The following is a 19,428-nucleotide window of genomic DNA, read 5'->3' on the forward strand; positions in this document are numbered from 1 at the left end:
AGGGACCGGGCGCGCGCGGTGGTCGTACCCTTGCCGCGGTGACGTCCAATTCGTTGCGCCGCGCCCTCACCGCACCCGCGCGGGTGAACCCGGTCAGCGGCTCGGCGGACCCGTTCCCGCCGTTCGGAGCGGCGAGAGTGCGGTCGGCGTCTCGTCGTACGGCGTCGGCCGGCGGCGGAACGTGGCCACCACCACGGCGGTCAGGCAGATCGCCGCGGCTGCCATGAGCGGCGGGCGGGCGCCGAGGTGGACGGCCGCGGAGCCGAGCGGGATCGCGACGACGAGCGGTCCGAACATCGCGGTGTTGGCCGTCGCGGAGACCCGTCCCAGCAGCGCCGACGGCGTGTGGGTCTGCACGGCGGTCACCGCCGCGACCAGGGTCCAGGGCAGCCCGATGCCGGCCACCACCGCCCCGACGACAGTCGCCGGCCACCACGGCAGGCAGCGCGCCAGGCAGCCGACCGTGAACAGCGCCGTTCCGGCGACACCGACGGCAACGGGACCTCGCGCCGCGATGAGCCGGCCGACGATCAGGCCACCGAGAATGGAGCCGGCGCCCTGCGCGCTGGCCAGCACACCCAGGAACGTCGTCGGCAGGCGCAGCTCGGTCACGACGATCGCGTAGATTCCCGCCGTCGTGAAGCCGGACATGGCGATCGACACCGCAGCGAGCACGACCGGCAGACGTGTCGCTGGCCGTCCGAACAGGACCACCGATCCGGTACGCGGGCCGTCGTCGCGTTCGGTGGGCCGGTCGGTCGGCGTCCGGTTCAGGCGAAGGAGCGCGTACAGGGTGGCGACCAGCACCGGCATGGCCGCACTGAGGACGGCGACCGCGTGGCCGCCCCGCCAAACGTAGAGGCCGGCCCCGGCCAGGGGAGCGACGAGCTTCATCCCTTCCTGTGCGCTCGAGCGCCACCCGTTGACGTCGCCGAGTTCGGTCGGCGCGAGTGCCGACGGCAGCAGCGCCGTCTCGCCGGCGTCGATCAGCACGTAGCTGACGCCGTAGGCGCACGAGACGGCGAAAATGAGCCAGGTCTGTCCCGGCCCGCGCACCGCGAGCAGCGCCAGCAGGGCGGCTGCCAGCGTGAGGTTGACGGCGATGACCAGCGGCCGCCGGGGTGCCCGGTCGAGCAGACCGCCCAGCCATGGGCCGGCGAGCACCGGGGCGTAGACGCAGAGCCCGGCGAGGGCGGCGAGGCTGGTGGAGCCGGTGAGGTCCAGGATCCAGATGCCGGCGACCAGGGACATGGTGCTGCTGCCGAAGCCGGACAGCAGGGAGATCGCCACGAACAGGCCCGCGTTGCGACGCATGAGCACTCCGAGTTGAGTCGATGTGACTCATATCCTCAAGCTTGAGCGATGTGCAGGCAATGCCGCTGCAATCTGTCAACGGTTCATTGACAAGGCGGCGTCGATCTTCGTGGCTGCCGTCCGAGCGGGCGCGGGCAGTCGCTCACCCGCTTCGGCGAGATCGGTGGCGAGGAGCCCTGCCAACGCGTGCAACGAGCCCGGGGTGGCATCCAACACGGCGTCCACAGTGCTCCGCACGAGCGCCGCTCGACGAAATCGGCTGTCCCACCGCTGATCGGCGCCGATCCACCGGGCGAGGTCGGCCACCGCCGCCCGCAGCGCCGCGATCTGCGGAGGCATCCGGAGGTCGAGCTGCCGCCGCCGCGACCACCGCGCCGCCGCCAGCCGTTGCCGACGCTGCTCGGCGGCCTGCCGGCTGCCGAGGCCGAGTGCCGTCGCGATCTCGGCCCACGTCGCACCGTCGTGGCGCGCGCGGTCGATGATCTCCAGCTCCTGCTCGTCCAGGCGGGCGCGGGTAGCGCGGACCTCCGTCAACCGGGCCAGCTCCGACGTCATCTGTCAACGTTACATTGACACTGTCGGGACCTCGGCGGTGATTGACCCGGGTGCGCGCTCCCAGTCCGCCATGATCAACAAACTATCGCGGCCCGCCGCCCTGGTGGTGGCGCAGCCCCGCGACGAGGAGTTCGACCATGCGACGCGCGTCGTAGCGGGGTGCGCCGGCTCCGATGCAGAGATTGCCGACCCCGCGCAGCAACTCGAAGGCCGTCACGTCGGTGCGGATCTCGCCGGCCGCGGCAGCGGCGTCGAGTAGTTGGGCGCACACCGGCACGAGGCGGTCCAGGAAGTAGGCGTGCAGCGTCTCGAAGGCCGCGTTGTCGGACTGTAGCGCCTCGGCGAGGCCGTGCTTGGTGACCAGGAAGTCGACGAAGAGGTTGATCCACTGGGCGAGGGCGGCGTGCGGTGTGCTGCTGTCGGCCAGCAGCGTCGGGCCCGCCTGCGCGCACGCCTCGACCTGGTGCCGGTAGACGGCGACGATGAGGTCGGCGCGGGTCGGGAAGTGGCGGTAGATGGTGCCGACGCCGACGCCGGCCCGGGCGGCGATGTCGCGTACGGGCGCGTCCACGCCCGAGATGACGAAGGCCGTGGCGGCGGCGTCCAGCAGTGTCGCCTCGTTGCGCCGGGCGTCGGCCCGCTTCCGCGGGGTCGACCTCCCCGATTCGCTGTCGATGTCGGCCATCGCGCCGTTACCTCCGTCACTTGGCAAACGGAACGCTGTTCCGTATCGTTCTTAGCGGAACGTGGTTCCACTTACTCAGGATGCCAGAGCGAGTGGGCCAGTGTCACCTCACCCTTCCCGTGGAGGAACAGCCATGCAGTACCGCACCCTGGGGCGCACCGGCGTCCAGGTCAGCACCCTCGTGCTCGGCGCGATGAACTTCGGCAAGCTGGGGCACACCACCCAGGGCGAGGCGACGGCGATCGTCGACGCCGCGCTGGAGGCCGGAATCAACCTGATCGACACCGCCGACATGTACAGCCAGGGCGAGTCGGAGCAACTGGTCGGCAAGGCCATCGCCGGCCGTCGCGACGACATCGTGCTGGCCACGAAGGCCGGCATGCCGATGGGCGACGAGCGCAATCAGCGGGGCGCCTCGCGCCGCTGGCTGGTCACCGAGTTGGACAACAGCCTGCGCCGCCTCGGCGTCGACCACGTCGACCTCTACCAGATCCACCGGTGGGACCCGACCACCAGCGACGAGGAGACCCTGTCGGCGCTGACCGACCTGCAACGGGCCGGAAAGATCCGCTACTTCGGCTCCTCGACCTTCCCCGCGTACCGCATCGTGCAGGCCGAGTGGGCCGCGTGGGAGCACCACCTGAGCCGCTACGTCACCGAGCAGCCCAGCTACTCGATCCTGCAACGGGGGATCGAGGCCCACGTCCTGCCCGTGACCGAGCAGTACGGGCTCGGCGTGCTCGCCTGGAGCCCGCTCGCCTCGGGCTGGCTCTCCGGTGCGATCCGCGCCGGCCGGGAGATCACCACCAGCCGCTCGGCGCTCCTGCCCGCCCGCTTCGACCTCAGCGTCCCGGCCAACCAGGCGCGGCTCGACGCCGTCGAGCAACTCGCCACCGTCGCCGACGAGGCGGGGCTCACCCTGATCCAGCTCGCCCTCGGGTTCGTCACCGCGCACCCGGCCGTGACCAGCGCGATCATCGGCCCCCGCACCATCGAGCACCTGCACGCCCAACTCGCCGCCGCGGACACCGTGCTCCCGGCTGACGTGCTCGACGCGATCGACGCGATCGTCGCACCGGGGGTCGACCTCGCCGCAGCCGAGAAGTTCGACACCCCGCCCGCCCTGCTCGACCCGGCGCGGCGGCGTCGCTGAGCCTTCGGGTGCGGTGGTCAATCCGACCGGGCCGCGCTGCGGGAGTTGCTGGCCACCCGGCTGCCGGTCGATCCGGACCTGTCGATCCGGCTCACCGCGCGGGCCTGGGCCGTACCTGGCACGCCGTCCGAGTAACCGTCGCGCCGAGCCCTTCCGGGCCCTTGTCGCAATTCGGACAAGACGGTAAAGCCCCTGGTAGAGCACCCTAGGGACAGGTGGAGGCAGACGGGTGGCGGGCCACATCCCGATCCTCCGGCCCGGTGGGGACAACATCGTCCCCACCGGTGCCGGCCTCACCCAGCCCGGCCTCGAAGCCGTGGCGGTCACGGCACAGCCGCCGTGCCGATCGCGCGTACGACAGGCCATGGCTGCCACCGACACCCCTGCGGGCGCCCGCAGCGGTGCCTCCGCCCATCGGGACAAGGACGTCAGCACCACCGGCAGTCAGGCAGCAAGGTCCGCCGGTCGTGCCTGCCGTCCCCGTGCCCCGCCGGCCTTTCGCACTGTGGACCCCGCCGGTCCGACGTCGCTGAACCGCGCGCCGAGGCCCGGCGACCGAGCAAGAAAGGGCCCGACATGGCCGCTCCCACTGCAACCGCAGCCCTGAACGCATCCGTCTTCGCGCCGGGTGACCAGATGCTGCTGACCATCACCTACTCAGACGCCGACACCAAACCGCTGACCGTCACCATCGTGGTCACCGACGCGCAGGGCAACAGCAGCGCGCCGGTCAAGGTCACGGCGGTCATCGACCCGCTCACAGTGACCGTCAACGACAACTCCGGACGTACCTGGACCCGGGTTTCCGACAACGGCTCCGTGGCCGTGTATCGGTCGGTGGCGTGATGCCCCGGGTAACCGTCCAGGTCCGCGACGCCGCCGGCCACACCGCGACGGCCGTCGCCGACTACAGCCTGGGCCAACCCGTGCTCGGCGGCTACTACCTCTCCGGCGGTGCCGACCCGACCGCCGACATGGCCGGCGGCAACTTCCGGTCCCTCACCCAGTACCGCAGCTTCGCCGACGGCTACATCTTCCCCGGCTACAACCGACCCTGGCTGGTCAGCCTGGGCAAGGCTGGGGTGCAGATGAACATGGTCCTGGAGCTGAAGCACTACGGCGCACCGAACTACGGGCCGCAGAGCTTCGCTGTGGACGGCACCAGCTACACAGTGCCGGCGCCGACGATGACCATCCAGCAGCGTCCCGGCGCGACCTGGCCGAAGGCGTACGGGTACGGCCAGGTGCTCAAGGGGCAGTGTGACGGGTTGTTCGCCCGTGCCCTGTCGCAGTACCGGACGCTCGGCTTCGGGGTGAACATCCAGCTCGCCTCGGAACTGGACACCGATCACGAGTTCGGCACCACCGAGGACGGCAAGGCGTACACCTGGGCCGAGTCGGACGCTCGGGCGGTGCAGGCGATGAACTACATCCTGACGTGGTTCAAGGCGCGGACGCTGCCGGCCGGGACGACCTTCTCGGTGGGGCTGGGCGGCTTCGACCGGGCCTGCTTCCAGCGCACCCACCCGGAGTCGCTGATGTCCCGCCTCGACTATCTCCAGTGGAACGCGTACGGCACCAACGCCAGCCACACCGCGCTGGCCCGGTTTCGTCGGACGAAGGACTGGGCGGTCGCGGATCTCGGCCCGGTGGCGCTGTCCCGACCGGTGATCATCGCCGAGTGGGGGGTCAGGTCGGCCGAGATCCCGGACCAGGCGGCCTGGATCGCCACAGTGCCGGCGGCGATCGCCCAGCTCAACGCCGAGCGTGGGCCACGGATCGTGCGCACCAACTACTTCAACTCCGGGTGGGGCACCCTGACGCCGAAGTCGGTCGGGTTGGCCGCGCTCCGCGAGGCGTACGCCAAGCGGCCGTACGTCTGACCGGGTTCCGGCGGCTCCGGGCTCCGGGGCCGCCGGGACCGCACCGGTCAGCCCTCACCGAGCCGTTCGGCGTACGCGTCGCGCAGCTCGGGCCAGCCGTGGTCCTTGGCCTCCGCGCCGCGGATCGGGCCGACCGGGTCGCCGTCGAGCAACCGGTCGGCCACGTCGAGACAGAGGTGCCAGCCGGCCGCGACCATCGGCAGAATGCCCGGGTCGGCGACGGTGTGCCGCAGGGTGAGCCGGGTGCCGCTGCCCAGCGGGCTCAGCTCCCAGCGCAGCAGGTCGTCGCCCCAGGTGTACTCCAGCAGGTGCGGCGGCTCGGCCCGGCGTACCGTCGCCGGGTCCTCCTGGGTGGTCTCACCGTCGACGAGGGTGAGCACGGCGACGCCGGCGTGGCCGAGGTCGCGGTCGGCGAGGAACGGCGCCCACTGCGCGAGCTGGGCCGGGTCGGTCAGTGCCGCCCAGACGGTGGCTGGCGGATGCCGCAGGTCGCGGACGAAGACGAGTGTCGCGCCGACGTCGGTGGGCTCGGCGCGCACGTCGGCGGGTGGGCTCGGGCGGAACGCGTCGCGGTCCATTCACTGCTCCTGACTGTCGAGGTGCCGTTCCAGGGCGTCCAGGTGCCGGGCCCAGAGTCGCCGGTACGGGTCGAGCCAGCCGTCGACGTCCCGCAGCGGGCCGGGGTCGAGGCGGTAGATCCGCTGTCGGGCGGCCGTCCGGCAGGTGACGAAGCCGGCGTCGCGAAGCACCCGCAGGTGTTTGGAGACGGCCGGCTGGCTGACCCCGAGCCCGTCGACCAGCTCGCCGACGCTGCGTTCGGCGTCGCGGAGCTGGTCGAGGATCCGGCGCCGGGTGGGCTCGGCGAGGACGGTGAAGGCGTCGGTGGACACCTTCCCAATATGCCTTCTCCGTCATATGACTGTCAAAGCATACGACGAGAGCAGCCGTCCCGACGCGGCACCGCCGATCGGCTCCCTATGCTCGGATCATGGAACTTCGGATCTTCACCGAGCCCCAGCAGGGTGCCAGCTACGACCAGTTGCTCGCCGTCGCCCGCTGCGCGGAGGACGCCGGCTACGGCGCGTTCTTCCGGTCCGACCACTACCTGATGATGGGTGACGTGAGCGGCGAACCCGGCCCCACCGACGCGTGGACCACGCTCGCCGGCCTGGCCCGGGACACCAGCCGCATCCGGCTCGGCACGCTGATGACCGCCGCCACCTTCCGGCTGCCCGGCCCGCTGGCGATCACCGTGGCGCAGGTCGACCAGATGAGCGGCGGCCGGGTGGAGCTGGGCATCGGCACCGGCTGGTACGCCGAGGAGCACAGCGCGTACGGCATCCCGTTCCCGCCGCTGGCCGAGCGGTTCGACCGGCTGGAGGAACAGCTCGCCGTCATCACCGGGCTCTGGACCACGCCGGCGGGGGAGCGGTTCGACCACGACGGCAGGTACTACCCGGTCCGGGACTCGCCCGCCCTGCCCAAGCCCGTGCAGCAGCCGCGTCCTCCGATCCTGCTCGGCGGGACGGGCCCGAAGCGCACCCCTCGGCTGGCCGCCCGCTACGCGGACGAGTTCAACCTGCCGTTCGCCTCGGTGCCGGACACCGCGGCGCAGTTCGACCGGGTCCGCGCGGCCTGCGTCGAGATCGGCCGGGACCCGGCCGAGATGGTCTGGTCCAACGCGCTGGTGCTCTGCTGCGGGCGCGACGACGCCGAGGTGGCCCGCCGGGCCGCCGCCATCGGCCGCGAACCGGACGAGCTGCGGGCCAACGGTCTGGCCGGGACGCCCGCCGAGGTGCTGGACACCATCGGCCGGTACGCGGAGATCGGCAGCGAGCGGCTCTACCTCCAGGTGCTGGACCTCAGCGACCTGGAGCACCTCGAGCTGGTCGCCAGCGAGGTGATGACGAAGCTCTGAGTCGACCACGCCTCCGGGTCAGGCCCGGTGGGCGCCGGTCTCGACCGCGTTCGGGTCACCCAGCACGGTGTCCAGCCGCCCGTCGCGGTCACTGTCCACGTAGGTGATGTCCGGGATCCCGTCACCGTCCACGTCGATCTGGACGACGTCGGCGATGCCGTCACCGTCGAGGTCGGTGACCACCTCCACCGAGCCGTCCAGGTGACGGGTCACGATCGACTGCGCGCCACTGGCGCGCGGCGGCGGGCCGGGTGCCGGCACCGGCGTCGGGGCGGGCGCGGGCGTTGGTGTCGGCCGAGGACCGGGAGTGGGCGACGGGTGGCTCGGAAACCCGCCGGTCGGCGGCGCGCTGGCCTGCTCGACCCCGGTGCCGGTGGGGTCCATTTCCTCCTCGGAGGGGAAGACGTCACCTCGTGCGGCCGGATCGCGGTAGCTGCTCATGGGCGTAGGGTTCCCCGACGACGACGAGAACAACCGTGCCCGATCGACCGGTGTCCTCGGTGCCCGGTCTGGCGGAAGATGTCGGGACCGACGCCACGGTCATGAAACGGGGGTCCGAGCGTGGAACTGCGCCGGAATCGGGGGGCCCGTGCGCTCGCCCTGGTCTGCGTACTCGGTGGAGTGCTCCTGTTGGTCTATCCCAGCGACGGCGCCCTGCTACGGACGATCATCGCGGTGGGCGCGATAGCGCTCGGAGCGGTGGCGCTGGTCAGCGCGATGCGGCCGTTCCGGTTCGGGATCCACGCGGACGGGCTCACCGTCCGGCGGCCCGGCCTGCGCCGGGATGTCCGGTGGGCGGAGGTCGACGCGCTGGTCCTCGACGAGCCGCCCCGGCGCGACGGCCATCCGGAGCCGCCGCGACTGCTGTTGGTGCCCGTGCCGGGAGTGACGATTGAGCCGGTGACCGCCCGTCACCCGCTCGACGGCCGACCCGCCGTCGAGTTGCTCGTTCTCGACCAGGTCCGCGAGCAGCCCGAGCAGGTCTCCGCCGCGCTCACCCAGTATGCCGGCGGCCGTTTCGTCGACCTGCTCGCGCTGCGTCGCGCCGCCTTCGAGACCCCGGAACTCCCGGTCGGCCTGCGTGGCTACCAGATGGACCGGGTCGACCGGTTGATCCGACGCGGCCAGGACGCGCTGATGTCCGGAGACGCATCGGCCCGGCAGGCGACCCGGGGAGAGATCGAACGCGCCACCACTGCCGGCCTGCCGATCGCCCAACGTGGTTACAGCACCTTCCAGACGGATACGGTTCTGGACGCCCTCGTCACCGCGTTGGCCGACCACCAGAGCACCGATCGGGAGACCGCCACATGACCGCGCAGGGATCGCACGCCGCGTCGACCACTGACGTTCCGCGCCGCAACTGGGCCGGCAACGTGCGGTACGCCGCGAAGGCGTTCCACCGCCCGACCTCCGTCGACGAACTGCGCCGGCTCGTCGCCGGCAGCAGCCGGATCCGGGCGGTGGGCAGCGGGCACTCCTTCAACCGTCTCGGCGACACCGACGGTGACCTGGTCAGCCTCGCCGGGCTGCCACCGGTCGTCGAGGTGGACCGCGAGCGGGGGCAGGCCACAGTGAGCGGCGCGCTGCGCTACGGCGACGTCGCCCGACAGCTACACACCCAGGGGTACGCGCTGGCGAACCTCGCCTCACTGCCGCACATCTCGGTGGCCGGCGCGGTGGCCACCGCCACCCACGGCTCCGGCCAGACCCACGGCAACCTGGCCAGCGCCGTCGCCGGCCTGGAGCTGGTCACCGCCGACGGCGATCTGCTCCGGGTCGACCGCGACACCGACACGTTCGCCGGCATGGTGGTCGGGCTCGGCGCGCTCGGCCTGGTCACCCGCGTCACGGTGGACATCGTGCCGACCTTCGCGCTGCGCCAGTACGTACGCCTCGACCTGGACCGGACGGCGTTGGACGAGGCGCTCGGCTCGGCGTACAGCGTGAGTGTCTTCACCGACTTCCGTACGCCCCGGCTGCGCGAGGTGTGGCGCAAGCAGGTGGCCGACCAGCCGCCACCCTCGGCGGAGTGGCTGGGCACCACCGCGGCCGACCAGCCCCGGCACCCGGTGCTCGGGATGCCGGCGGAGAACTGCACCCCGCAGCTCGGCGAGCCGGGCCCGTGGCACGAGCGGCTGCCGCACTTCAAGCTCGGCTTCACCCCGAGCAGCGGCGACGAACTGCAGTCCGAGTACCACGTCGCCCGTACGGCGGCGGCTGACGCGCTCGCCGCGCTGGACGACCTGGCGGACCTGATCGCCCCGGTGCTGCTGGTGTCCGAGCTGCGGACGGTGGCGGCCGACGAGCTGTGGCTCAGCCCGAACTACCGGCGGGACAGCTTCGTGCTGCACTTCACCTGGGTCGACGACACCGCGGCGGTGCTGCCCGTGGTGGCCGCCGTGGAGGAGCGGCTGGCGCCCTTCGCGCCCCGCCCACACTGGGGCAAGGTCTTCGTCACCGACCCGGCCGAGCTGTCCGCCCGCTACCCGAGGTACGCCGACTTCGCCGCGCTCCTGACCAACCTGGACCCGAAGGGCACCTTCCGCACCGACGCCCTCGACCGCCACTTCCCCCGCTGACCGTCCCCCTGCTGTCTGCGTTGATCATGAAGTTATTGCCACCCGGCGCGGCGTGTCGGGGCAAAACTTCATGATCAACGGGAGGGGGTGGGGGTGCGGAGGGTGCTGCGTTGGACGGCGCGGCTGATGTCGCTGGGGGAGACTATGCCGGTCAGGTGGCCGTCTTCGGTGATCACCAGGGCGCGGCCGTCGGCGCACTCGGAGAGCCGGGGGAGCAGGTCGTTGAGCTGTTCACCGGGCTTGGCCAACACCAGTTGGTCGGCTCGACAGGCCACCTCGGCCAGCGTTGTCGACGCCCGCCGTTCCGGCGGCACGCCCCGCACCCGATCGACGGTGACCAGGCCGGTCGGCCGGCCGTCCTCGGTCAGCGGCAGTGCCGAATGCCGGTACGCGAACAGGTAGTGATCGACGAAGTCAGCGACAGTCATCTGCGCCGAGGCGGTCTGCGGCTGTGGGGTCATCACATCGCCCACCCGAATCCCGCGCAGCGCGGTGCCGGTGCGGGCCTGCCGCTCCTCCATCCCGGCCGCGCCGATCAGGAACCAGCCGATCAGCGCCAACCAGAGCCCACCGAAACCGACCCCGGACAGGAACTGCCACAACCCCAGGCCGATCAGCAGCACACCCAGCACCCAGCCGGCCCGGGCGGCGACCACCGACGCTCGGGTCCGGTCACCGGTGGCCTTCCAGACCGCGGCACGCAGCAACCGGCCACCGTCCAGGGGCGCGGCCGGCAGCACGTTGAAGACGGCCAGCAGCACGTTGATCCCCGCCAGCCAGGCCACCGCCCCGAACAGCAGCCCGCCCTGCCCGGCCAGCGCGACCAGCGCCGCGATGGCACCGAAGAACGCCCCGATCAGCAGGCTGACCAGCGGGCCGACGCCCGCGATGCGCAACTCCGCACCGGGGTCACGCGGCTCGCCCCGCAACTCGGCCACGCCGCCGAACAGCCACAGCGTGATGCCGTCGACCTCCAGCCCGTTGCGTTTGGCCACCACCGCGTGCGACACCTCGTGGGCGAGCAGGCCGACGAAGAACACCACCGCCGCGGCGAGCCCGGCGATCAGGTACGCCACTGGCGACCGGTCGGGGTACGAACGGGGGAACTGGTTCGCGGCCAACCCCCACGCGATCAACGCGAAGATGACCAGCACGCTCCAGTTGACGCCGACCGGCACTCCCGCGACCCGGCCAAGCCGGAAACTGGCCCTCATCCCACCGAGATACCCCAGGCGGGCCTGCCTATGCCAGACCCGGCTGAGCCGGACACGCGGCACTGTCATCCTCTCCGCCTGAGTATGCAGCGGGTAGGCTCAGAGTATGACTCGCCGCATCACCATCAGCCTGCCCGATGATGTCGCCGCGTACGTGGAGCGCACGCAGGGCAACACGTCCGGCTTCATCACCGGGATCCTGCGCCGAAAGATGCGCGCCGACAGCCTTCGTGCCCGTTGGGCGCAACTCGGCTACGTGGTGACCGACGAGGATATCGAGCGGACCCGTTCGCACCTCGCGGCACGAGCGCCGATCACCGACGAACAGCACGCCCGTAACGCCGAATGGCTGCGCCAGTTCGACCAGGACGGGTCGGCTGCCGCGTGAACGGTCTCGTCCTGGACACGTCCGCCCTGCTCGCCTATGCGTCCGGCACGAGCATCGAGCCGGGGGCGATCCTGACCCTCGCCGAGGAGGACCCGGCGCAGGAGGTGTGGATTCCGGCACTCTGCCTGGGGCAGGCCCAACTGGAGGTGGCTGGCACACCAGCGGCCCACCTGCTCGACCTGCTCCTCACTGAGGAGCGGGACATCAGGGTCGCGGTGTACGACGCGCCGACCAGCCGGCGGGTGGCCCGGATTGCAGCGCGGTTCGACGTGCCTCTGGACGTCGCCCACGCCGTGGCGACCGCTGTCCTGTACCGCTGCTACCTGGTTTCCCGTGATCCCAAGCGGGTCGCCCCGGCCGCGCCACCCGATCTGGAGATCCTCGACATCTCCCTGGGCTGGGGCTGAGCCAGCGTCTTGGACGGTGGTGAACTCGCTTCCGCGCAGTTCACCGCCGCCGACATCACGAGCTGGGTGCTGCCCCGCGTCGATCGTGATGGCTCGCTCACTCTGCGCGCCGAAGGTCGACCACAACTCCATGATCGCCGGACCCGGACTCCTCTGCTCATGATCTTGCACTTTCTGTCGCGACACAACGGGCGTTCCACCCATATTGACGACCGAAACTGCAAGATCCGCGCGATCTTCTCGCTCGTGAGACCGGTCAGCGGCGGGGGGTTTCGCTGGCGATGGTCGCCTCCCGGGGCAGGGCCGCCGCGCGCAATGCCCAGTCCAGCGCGTAGTCGGCGATCTGCTCCCAGCCGTCCTGGCCGACGGTGAAGTGTGATCGGCCGGCGAACTGCTCGTACGCGGTGAGGGCCCGGGACTTCTGGTAGAGCCCGGCGTTGGCGCGGACGACCGACGCCGGCACCACGTGGTCGACCTCGCCGGCCATCAGCAGCAGCGGCGCCCGGTCGGTACGCCCGACGTCGACCCGGGCCGGCGAGCGGGGGTCGAGGTTGGCGAACGCGCCCTCGAAGAAGACCCGCCCGGCACCGGGGACGGCGTAGCGCCGCCAGGCCCGGTCGGAGTCCTCGCGACTCATCGTGTTGCCGAAGGTGTAGGCGAAGTCGTCGGGGGTGAACGGGACGGCTTTGCCGCGGTTGGCGGGGCTGCGCAGGATCGGAAAGCCCGAGCGCAGCTGACTCAGCGGCACCTTGAGCACGCCCTTCACCGCAGCGGGGTGCACTCCCACCACTGCCGCCCCGAGACCCCGGTCGGCGAGGATCTGGGCGAACAGGCCACCGAACGAGTGCCCCATGATGATCGGCGGTCGGGGTAGCGCCCGGATGATCCGGTCGTAGTGCGCCACGATCGTGGCCATGCTCTGCTCGGCGATCGGGGCCGGATCGTCGCGCAGTTCCTCCACGGACCGGTCCATGCCGGGCCAGGCGGGGGCGATGACGTGCATGCCGCGCTCGGTGTACCGCCGGGACCACCCCTCCCAGCTACGAGGCGTCATCCAGAGCCCGTGGATCAGCACGACCGTGTCGACCTGACCCTGCGGCGTGGCACCCATCGCGTCCTCCCGGTGTCGCGGTTCGGCCCGGCGGTTACCCGCTGTGCCCGTCCGGAATCCGGCCGCCCTGACAAATGTCACGGTCGGGGCGTGACGACCGCTCCGGGCATCGGGGTACGCCCGGCCGGAGCATCAGTGGCATGATCAGTACGCATCCGGCTGTCGAGGTGGACGGCCTCACCAAGAGCTTCGGCGAGGTCACCGCTGTCGATGGTTGTGCCTACGAGCGCAGCCGGGCCGCCCTGCTCTCGCTGGAGGAGGACCTACAGTGGTCGCCGAGGTCGGCTGGGCCGACGCGATCCGGGTCGCCGAGCAGAACGGCTGGCTGCTCGGCGAGTGACAGTGCGCTCAGGCGCTCAGGCGGTCGGCGGTGGGGCGGCCAGTTGGTCGACCACGACGACGCTGCTGCCGGGACGGACCTCGGCGAGCAGTTCCCGCTGACCGCTGCGGGTCAGCCGGATACATCCATTGGTGGTGTTCTCGCCCAGCTCGCCGTCGTGCTGCCAGGTGTGCACCCCGATGTGCGCGCCGCGCAGCCCGGACGGCACCGACTCCGGGTCGTCGGGCACCGAACCGAGGGCGTAGATGTCCACCCCGCCGTAGACCTCTTCCGGGGGTGGGGTGCGGCCCAGGATGAAGGTCCGCCCCAGTGGAGTCTCCTGGCCGGACTGGCCGAGGCTGACCTCCCAGGAGCGCACCGCCCTGCCGGCCCGGTACCAGGTGAGCCGGTGGACCTTGCGTTCCACCACGATCTGGTCGCGCAGCGGCACCGTCTCGAACCCGCCCGGCGGCAGCCAGGCGAGCCGTCGGTTGGCCGAGGGCAGCAGGACGGCCGTCCAGCCGGCGCGCCGCTGGGCGATCGGCATGGTCAGCTCGACACCGCGGATGGTCGGTTCGAGGAAGGCACGCGGCCGACCGCCGGGCGCGTCGTAGGCGGCGATCCGCCGGGTCGGGTGCACGCCGTCGGTCAGCGGTGTGACGTCCATGGTGTTCGGGTCGGCGGGGAACCCTCCGGGTGCGGGGTCGTAGTCGACCACCGGCAGCCCGTCCGGGGCAGGCGCGGCCGGGGGGATCGACTCCTCCGGGCTCTGCTCCACACTGCTCGGTGTCGGGTCGGCCGCCACCACGTTGCGGTCGTCGGGGGCCGTCGAGCTGGGGGTGAGAGCCTGGCCGACCAGCAGCGCGGTCACCAGCAGCGCGGGTACGCCGATCGCGGCGGCCACCCAGACGCCGCGACGGCGGTACGGAGTCTTTCGGTCAAACGGCACGAAACCACTCTATGGTGGCGGATGCGTCGGGGCCCCCGGTTCGGCGAGACCCGCCGTCCGGAGGCCCCTGTCGAATCAAATCCGTGCGCCGATGTGGATGGCCACGGCGTCGTGCGCCGGCACGTTCGCCGCGAACCAGCCGCTACCGTCCACCGTGATCACCGGTCCGCTGCACGTGCCGCCCGCGTAGGTGCCGTGGATGACGTCGCAGTATCGACCGGCGGGCAGCCCTGTGTAGTAGGAGCGGCCGTTCACAGCGGCGTCCTCGTCGTTGACGGTGAGGAAGCCCTTGCCGCTGCGGCTGAACGCGATGTGGTTGTTGCCGTTGTCGTACCAGTTGGCCACGCCGGCGCCCTCGGTGGCGTTGCGGAAGCCGACCATGTTGGCGATCACCGGCCAGCGGTGTTCGCACTCCCAGCCGGAGTAGCAGGTGGTGTTGAGCGTCTTGTTGGCGCCGTCCGACGGTGGGCCGGCGTCCCGGTTGCTGAAGGTGTAGCTGGACATGACGGTCGGGGAGCCGTACGGCCAGGCCAGCATGAAGGCGTTCGCCAGCGCGTAGATGCCCCGGTCGCGGTAGGTCAGCACCCCACCGGAATCGCGTTGGGTGTCGTGGTTGTCCACGAACACCGAGGCCGGGCCGGTCGGCAGGTGCCCCCAGCCCTCGCCGAAGTTGCGCAGGTACGCCAACCGCTCGGAGCGGAACACCCGGGCCAGGTCCTTGCCGTAGCGGAACTCGTGCACGTCACCGTTGCCGGTGTACTCGGTCGGCTGCACCGGCTCGCCGGCGCCGTGGATGACCTCCTGCACGATGTACGCGGAGCGGGACAGCTTGCCCCTGATGGCGGCGATGTCGGCGGCCGGCATGTGCTTGCTGGCGTCCATCCGGAAGCCGTCGACGCCGAGCGAGAGCAGGTCGTTGAGGTATGAGGCGATCTTCGTGCGGACGTAGTCCGACTCGGTCCTCAGGTCCGACAGGTTGACCAGCTCGCAGTTCTGCACCTCGTACCGGTCGTTGTAGTTGGCGATGTCGTCGCCGCCGTTGCGCCCACAGTGGTGGAAGTCCTGGGTCTGGTAGATGCCCGGATAGTCGTAGTGCGAGTAGGACGAGCCGGCCCAGCCGGTGCCGCCGTTGTCCTGACCGGACATGTGGTTGATCACCGCGTCGACGATCACCTTGACCCCGGCCGCGTGGCAGGTGTTCACCATCGACTGGAACTGGGCCCGGGTGCCCTTGCGGGACTCGATCCGATAGCTGACCGGCTGGTACGCCAGCCACCACTGGTTGCCCCGCACGTGCTCCTGCGGGGGTGAGACCTGCACGAAGCCGTAACCCTTCGGGCCGAGGGTGCTCTGGCACTCGCTGGCCACCGAGGGCCAGTTCCACTCGAAGAGCTGGACGATGACCTTCTTGCCGCCGGACGGGGCGGCGACGGCCGGGGGTGCCGTCACTGCGGTGGGGACGAGCAGGCTGGCGATCAGGCCGAGGGCGAGGAGTGCCGAGCCGCGTCGACGTCGGTGCATGGGGACTCCTGACGGGAGCGGGAGGTGGTGGTGCGGTGGGGGATTGCCGGCTTGCCGGAATCTTGCAAGCCTGGCTGAAATTTGCTGAAAGGTTACAAGCGTGTTGCGGCGACTGTCAATGCATGGACGTTTGTCACTGTCCGGATCGGTGGTGGAAGCGGGGACAACGCACGGCCGCGCCCCTCGGTTCGATTTCGGCCCAGAAATTTCCGTCGACGAGTGATCCGCGCGCCCCGCCGGTCCGTACTGGATGGGGGAGCAGGGGTCGGCCGGTGGTACGCCGCCGCGAGACGATCGAGGAGCAGATGGCCCGGGCACAGCAGGACAAGAAGGCGGCGACGGTCCGGACCAGCGCCAGCAGTCGGGGGGTGCGGACCCCGTCGCGGTCGGCGAGCGCCCTGCTGATCGCGTCGGTGCTCGCCGCGCTCTGGGCGGCGATCATGCTGACCGGCGCCGGTCAGACGGCGTACGCGTACGGCTTCTTCTTCACCGAGTTCTTCGCCGGGGTGGTCTCCCTGGTGGCGTTGAGCCTCACCGTGATGCTCGGCCTGCTCGCCACCGACCGGCTGGTGCTGCGCATCTCGCACCGGGTGCTGATGCAGTCGGCGCACCGGGCCACCGGCGTGCTGGGCGTGGCCGGGCTCGGCTTCCACGTCCTCACCAAGATCGCCACCGGGCGGGCGGCGGCGACCGACGCGCTGGTGCCGTTCGTCGGCGGCCGAGGGCTCTACGTCGGGCTCGGCACTGTGGCCGCGCTGCTGATGGTCAGCGTGATCTGGACCGGCATCATCCGGGCCCGCTTCGCCGGCGTCGGTCCGAAGTGGCTGTGGCGCACGCTGCACTCCACCGCGTACCTGGCCTGGCCGTTCGCCGTCTTTCACGGCCTCAACGCCGGTCGGGCCGCAGCGCCCTGGGTGATGTTCAGCTACCTCGGCTGCATTTTGCTGGTGGTGCTGGCCCTGCTGGTCCGGTTCTCGGTCACCATCGGTCGGCGCAGCCGCGAGCAGCACCAGGCAGCGGTGCGCAACGCGGTGATGGCGGGCCGGGCCGAGGAGGCGAAGACCGCCAGATCGCTGCTGGCCGGGTTGGGTCGGCGCAGCAAGGCGGCGGACAAGCGTCCCGCCTGGGCGGACACCACCACCGCCACCTGGGCCGCCCCTGCCGCGCGGCGCGACCCCGAACGGTTCACCGTCCCCGTGGTGCCCGAGCCCGGCTCCCTCGTCGAGCCGGCCCGGCCGAGCCGACGTCGCCGGGAGGAGGAGCCGGCCGCCCGCCGCGACACCGAACGGTCCTCGCGCAGCCGGCGGGCCGAGGAGACCACTACCAGCCGATCGGCCCGCCGCAGCGTGGAGGACACCGGCACGTTCCGACGCGACGAGGAGGAGCTGGAGCCGGTGACCCGGCGGCGCGGCTCCCGCACCCGGGACGAGGCCGTGCCGACCAGCCGGCGACGCGCTGAGGAACCGGCCCCCGAGCGGTCCCGTCGCCGGTCCCGTAGCGAGGACGACGGCAGCCGCTACTCGGCGCCGCCGCAGTCGACCTTCGACGAGGCCGAGGAGCCGTGGGACAGCCCACGCCGGTGGCAGGCCGACGAGCCCATCTCCGCCGGCCCGATCTCCGTCGAGCCCATCTCGGCCGGCCCGATCTCCAGCAGCCCGATCTCGTCGGCGCCGCGCAGCGGCAGCGGCCGGCACAGCGCCGAGGACGACCTGCCCGAGGAGCCGGACTACTGGCGGCCGCCGGCCCGGTACGTGCCGGACGAGGTGGCGCCGCCCGTCGACGACACCCCGACCCTTGTCGACCTGGCGTCCCGCCGTGCTCGACGGGCAGCCGGCGAGGGCAAGTCCAAGCGCCGCAAGGCCAGCCCCGACGCGGTGGACGGGGCGTACTGGGCCGGGCTGCGGGGTGAGGCGAAGTGATGCGGACCGCCGTGCCACCGGTCGCCTGTGTGGGCGAACCCCGGCTCACCGCCGGCTTCGCCGAGTACGGCCGGCTCGACCTGCTCGCGCACGAGGAGGTGCACGGACCGATCGGCCCGATGGAGCCGGCGCAGCTGCTCCAGCTCGCCGAGGGCATGCAGCTCAAGGGCAAGGGCGGAGCGGGTTTCCCGTTCGCCCGCAAACTGCGCGCGGTGCTGGAGTCCTGCGAGCGGCAGGACCTCGCCGCCGTGGTGGTCGTCAACGCCACCGAGGGGGAGCCGGCCAGCTGGAAGGACAAGGTGCTGCTGACCCGCGCCCCGCACCTGATCCTGGACGGCGCGGCGCTGGCCGCGTACGCGCTGGACGCCGACGAGATCGTGATCGGCGTGGCGGACGACGGGGTCGGCCGGGACTCGCTGATGGAGGCCCTCGACGAGCGCCGGATGCCGGTGCAGACCACGATCGTCACGGTGCCGCACCGGTTCATCTCCGGCGAGGGCGGCGCACTGGTCAACGGGATCAACGGGCTGCCGCACATCCCGCCGGGCACCAAGAAGCGCTCCAGCGACTCCGGGGTCAGCGGCCTGCCCACCCTGCTGTCCAACGCCGAGACGTACGCCCAGCTCGCCGTCGGCGCCCGACTGGGCCCGTACGAGTACGCGGCGCTCGGCACCGACGACGAGCCGGGCACCGTGCTGCTCACAGTGACCGGCGCGGCGGGCCGGCCGGCGGTGGTGGAGTGCACCGCCGGTATGCCGCTGCGCGACGTCCTCGACCTGTGCGAGGTGCCGGCCACCCAGGGCATCCTGATGGGCGGCTACCACGGCAAGTGGATCACCCCGGAGGCGGCGGAGACGGCCGAGGTCTCCCGCAAGGGCCTGGCCGCCGTCGGCGGCACCCTCGGCGCCGGCATCATCGTCCCGCTCGGTGTCGACACCTGCCCGCTCGGTGAGGCCGCCCAGGTGGTGCGCTACCTGGCCGGCGAGTCCGCCGGCCAGTGCGGGCCGTGCAAGATGGGCCTGCCGGACCTGGCCCGCGCCGTGGACCTGGCCGTCGCCGGCAGCCAACCGGCCGACGTGGTGCGCGCCGCCGCCGGCGAGGTGAAGGGCCGAGGCGCGTGCAGCCACCCGGACGGCACCGCCCGGTTCGCGCTCTCCGCGATCGAGGTCTTCGCCGAGGACCTGCGGCTGCACAGCACCGGCGACGGCTGTGGCCGACGGGTCAAGGGCGTGATGGGGCTGCCGGGCGCACCCGACGCGAACCCGCAGAAGCTCACACTGGACTGGTCGCGCTGCGACGGGCACGGCCTCTGCGCGCACGTCGTACCGGACTTCATCCGGCTCGACGCGAACGGTTATCCCGCCTTCCCGGCCACCCCCGTGCCGACCTGGCTGCGCGAGGGTGCGCTGAAGGCGGTCAAGGTCTGCCCGGAGCTGGCTCTCCGACTCGCCAAGGCCGAATAGCGAAGCCTCAGGCCCAGCAGGGGTCCCTTCCGGACCCGGAACGGAGA

Annotated in this window: 20 protein-coding genes; 10 read left to right on the forward strand and 10 right to left on the reverse strand. The window is 71.6% G+C overall.

Going from position 1 to position 19,428, the window contains the following annotated elements:
• Window positions 1–93 precede the first annotated feature (93 nt).
• The 3 genes from ABZ794_RS26905 to ABZ794_RS26915 all read right to left on the reverse strand — a co-directional run bounded on the left by ABZ794_RS26905 (window position 94) and on the right by ABZ794_RS26915 (window position 2,554).
• Window positions 94–1,314 (reverse strand): MFS transporter, encoded by a 1,221-nt coding sequence (locus ABZ794_RS26905; protein ID WP_357518140.1) that lies wholly within the window; start codon window positions 1,312–1,314, stop codon window positions 94–96.
• Between the two features lie 75 nt (window positions 1,315–1,389).
• The gene (locus tag ABZ794_RS26910; protein ID WP_357518142.1) at window positions 1,390–1,869 is read right to left on the reverse strand and encodes a hypothetical protein; all 480 of its coding nucleotides are present in this window, start codon (window positions 1,867–1,869) and stop codon (window positions 1,390–1,392) included.
• 82 nt (window positions 1,870–1,951) lie between these two features.
• Window positions 1,952–2,554, reverse strand: coding sequence for a TetR/AcrR family transcriptional regulator (locus tag ABZ794_RS26915; protein ID WP_357518144.1), 603 nt, complete (start codon window positions 2,552–2,554; stop codon window positions 1,952–1,954).
• Between the two features lie 133 nt (window positions 2,555–2,687).
• Between ABZ794_RS26915 and ABZ794_RS26920 the strand changes: the two genes are divergently transcribed.
• From ABZ794_RS26920 to ABZ794_RS26930, 3 genes are all read left to right on the forward strand, one after another.
• Entirely contained in the window at window positions 2,688–3,707 is a 1,020-nt protein-coding gene (locus tag ABZ794_RS26920) for an aldo/keto reductase (RefSeq protein WP_357518146.1), read from the forward strand.
• Window positions 3,708–4,283: 576 nt separating this feature from the next.
• Window positions 4,284–4,553, forward strand: coding sequence for a hypothetical protein (locus ABZ794_RS26925; RefSeq protein ID WP_357518148.1), 270 nt, complete (start codon window positions 4,284–4,286; stop codon window positions 4,551–4,553).
• On the forward strand, window positions 4,553–5,590 hold the full coding sequence (locus tag ABZ794_RS26930) for a hypothetical protein (protein WP_210783936.1): 1,038 nt from the start codon (window positions 4,553–4,555) through the stop codon (window positions 5,588–5,590). The genes ABZ794_RS26925 and ABZ794_RS26930 overlap by 1 nt, the downstream gene beginning before the upstream one ends.
• A gap of 47 nt (window positions 5,591–5,637) precedes the next feature.
• Here ABZ794_RS26930 and ABZ794_RS26935 read toward each other — a convergent pair whose 3' ends face one another.
• Window positions 5,638–6,168 carry an SRPBCC family protein gene (locus ABZ794_RS26935; protein ID WP_238690511.1) on the reverse strand — a complete coding sequence of 177 codons (531 nt, stop codon included), beginning with the start codon at window positions 6,166–6,168 and terminating at the stop codon, window positions 5,638–5,640.
• A complete protein-coding gene (locus tag ABZ794_RS26940) occupies window positions 6,169–6,480 on the reverse strand; it encodes a metalloregulator ArsR/SmtB family transcription factor (RefSeq protein ID WP_112699184.1) in 312 nt (103 codons plus the stop codon). It lies immediately after the preceding gene.
• A gap of 98 nt (window positions 6,481–6,578) precedes the next feature.
• Between ABZ794_RS26940 and ABZ794_RS26945 the strand changes: the two genes are divergently transcribed.
• Window positions 6,579–7,508 carry an LLM class F420-dependent oxidoreductase gene (locus ABZ794_RS26945; RefSeq protein WP_238690513.1) on the forward strand — a complete coding sequence of 310 codons (930 nt, stop codon included), beginning with the start codon at window positions 6,579–6,581 and terminating at the stop codon, window positions 7,506–7,508.
• Between the two features lie 18 nt (window positions 7,509–7,526).
• Here the strand turns inward: ABZ794_RS26945 and ABZ794_RS26950 are convergent, their stop codons facing one another.
• The gene (locus ABZ794_RS26950) at window positions 7,527–7,949 is read right to left on the reverse strand and encodes a hypothetical protein (protein ID WP_357518152.1); all 423 of its coding nucleotides are present in this window, start codon (window positions 7,947–7,949) and stop codon (window positions 7,527–7,529) included.
• 120 nt (window positions 7,950–8,069) lie between these two features.
• Here ABZ794_RS26950 and ABZ794_RS26955 point away from each other — a divergent pair, with 120 nt between their 5' ends.
• Both ABZ794_RS26955 and ABZ794_RS26960 read left to right on the forward strand, forming a co-directional pair.
• A complete protein-coding gene (locus tag ABZ794_RS26955) occupies window positions 8,070–8,822 on the forward strand; it encodes a hypothetical protein (RefSeq protein WP_357518154.1) in 753 nt (250 codons plus the stop codon).
• On the forward strand, window positions 8,819–10,090 hold the full coding sequence (locus tag ABZ794_RS26960) for an FAD-binding protein (protein WP_357518156.1): 1,272 nt from the start codon (window positions 8,819–8,821) through the stop codon (window positions 10,088–10,090). The genes ABZ794_RS26955 and ABZ794_RS26960 overlap by 4 nt, the downstream gene beginning before the upstream one ends.
• Window positions 10,091–10,164: 74 nt before the next feature.
• Here the strand turns inward: ABZ794_RS26960 and ABZ794_RS26965 are convergent, their stop codons facing one another.
• Window positions 10,165–11,304, reverse strand: coding sequence for a site-2 protease family protein (locus tag ABZ794_RS26965; protein WP_210783942.1), 1,140 nt, complete (start codon window positions 11,302–11,304; stop codon window positions 10,165–10,167).
• A gap of 106 nt (window positions 11,305–11,410) precedes the next feature.
• On the opposite strand from ABZ794_RS26965, the gene ABZ794_RS26970 reads away from it, so the two are divergent.
• Window positions 11,411–11,692: a hypothetical protein gene (locus ABZ794_RS26970; protein WP_210783943.1), complete on the forward strand. Its 282-nt coding sequence runs from the start codon at window positions 11,411–11,413 to the stop codon at window positions 11,690–11,692.
• A complete protein-coding gene (locus ABZ794_RS26975) occupies window positions 11,689–12,099 on the forward strand; it encodes a hypothetical protein (RefSeq protein ID WP_357518158.1) in 411 nt (136 codons plus the stop codon). Before ABZ794_RS26970 ends, ABZ794_RS26975 begins: the two co-directional genes overlap by 4 nt.
• A 256-nt stretch (window positions 12,100–12,355) precedes the next feature.
• On the opposite strand, the gene ABZ794_RS26980 is transcribed toward ABZ794_RS26975, so the two are convergent.
• The 3 genes from ABZ794_RS26980 to ABZ794_RS26990 all read right to left on the reverse strand — a co-directional run bounded on the left by ABZ794_RS26980 (window position 12,356) and on the right by ABZ794_RS26990 (window position 15,999).
• Window positions 12,356–13,210 carry an alpha/beta fold hydrolase gene (locus ABZ794_RS26980; RefSeq protein ID WP_210783945.1) on the reverse strand — a complete coding sequence of 285 codons (855 nt, stop codon included), beginning with the start codon at window positions 13,208–13,210 and terminating at the stop codon, window positions 12,356–12,358.
• Between the two features lie 356 nt (window positions 13,211–13,566).
• Window positions 13,567–14,478 (reverse strand): L,D-transpeptidase, encoded by a 912-nt coding sequence (locus tag ABZ794_RS26985; protein WP_357518160.1) that lies wholly within the window; start codon window positions 14,476–14,478, stop codon window positions 13,567–13,569.
• Between the two features lie 75 nt (window positions 14,479–14,553).
• On the reverse strand, window positions 14,554–15,999 hold the full coding sequence (locus ABZ794_RS26990; protein WP_210783947.1) for an alpha-amylase family protein: 1,446 nt from the start codon (window positions 15,997–15,999) through the stop codon (window positions 14,554–14,556).
• Between the two features lie 272 nt (window positions 16,000–16,271).
• Here ABZ794_RS26990 and ABZ794_RS26995 point away from each other — a divergent pair, with 272 nt between their 5' ends.
• Both ABZ794_RS26995 and ABZ794_RS27000 read left to right on the forward strand, forming a co-directional pair.
• Entirely contained in the window at window positions 16,272–17,918 is a 1,647-nt protein-coding gene (locus tag ABZ794_RS26995; protein ID WP_238690519.1) for a ferric reductase-like transmembrane domain-containing protein, read from the forward strand.
• The gene (locus ABZ794_RS27000; protein WP_210783948.1) at window positions 17,918–19,381 is read left to right on the forward strand and encodes an NADH-quinone oxidoreductase subunit NuoF family protein; all 1,464 of its coding nucleotides are present in this window, start codon (window positions 17,918–17,920) and stop codon (window positions 19,379–19,381) included. The genes ABZ794_RS26995 and ABZ794_RS27000 overlap by 1 nt, the downstream gene beginning before the upstream one ends.
• Window positions 19,382–19,428: the final 47 nt, after the last annotated feature.

It is taken from the genome of Micromonospora sp. NPDC047187, from assembly GCF_040643355.1.
Lineage (GTDB): Bacteria > Actinomycetota > Actinomycetes > Mycobacteriales > Micromonosporaceae > Micromonospora > Micromonospora salmantinae.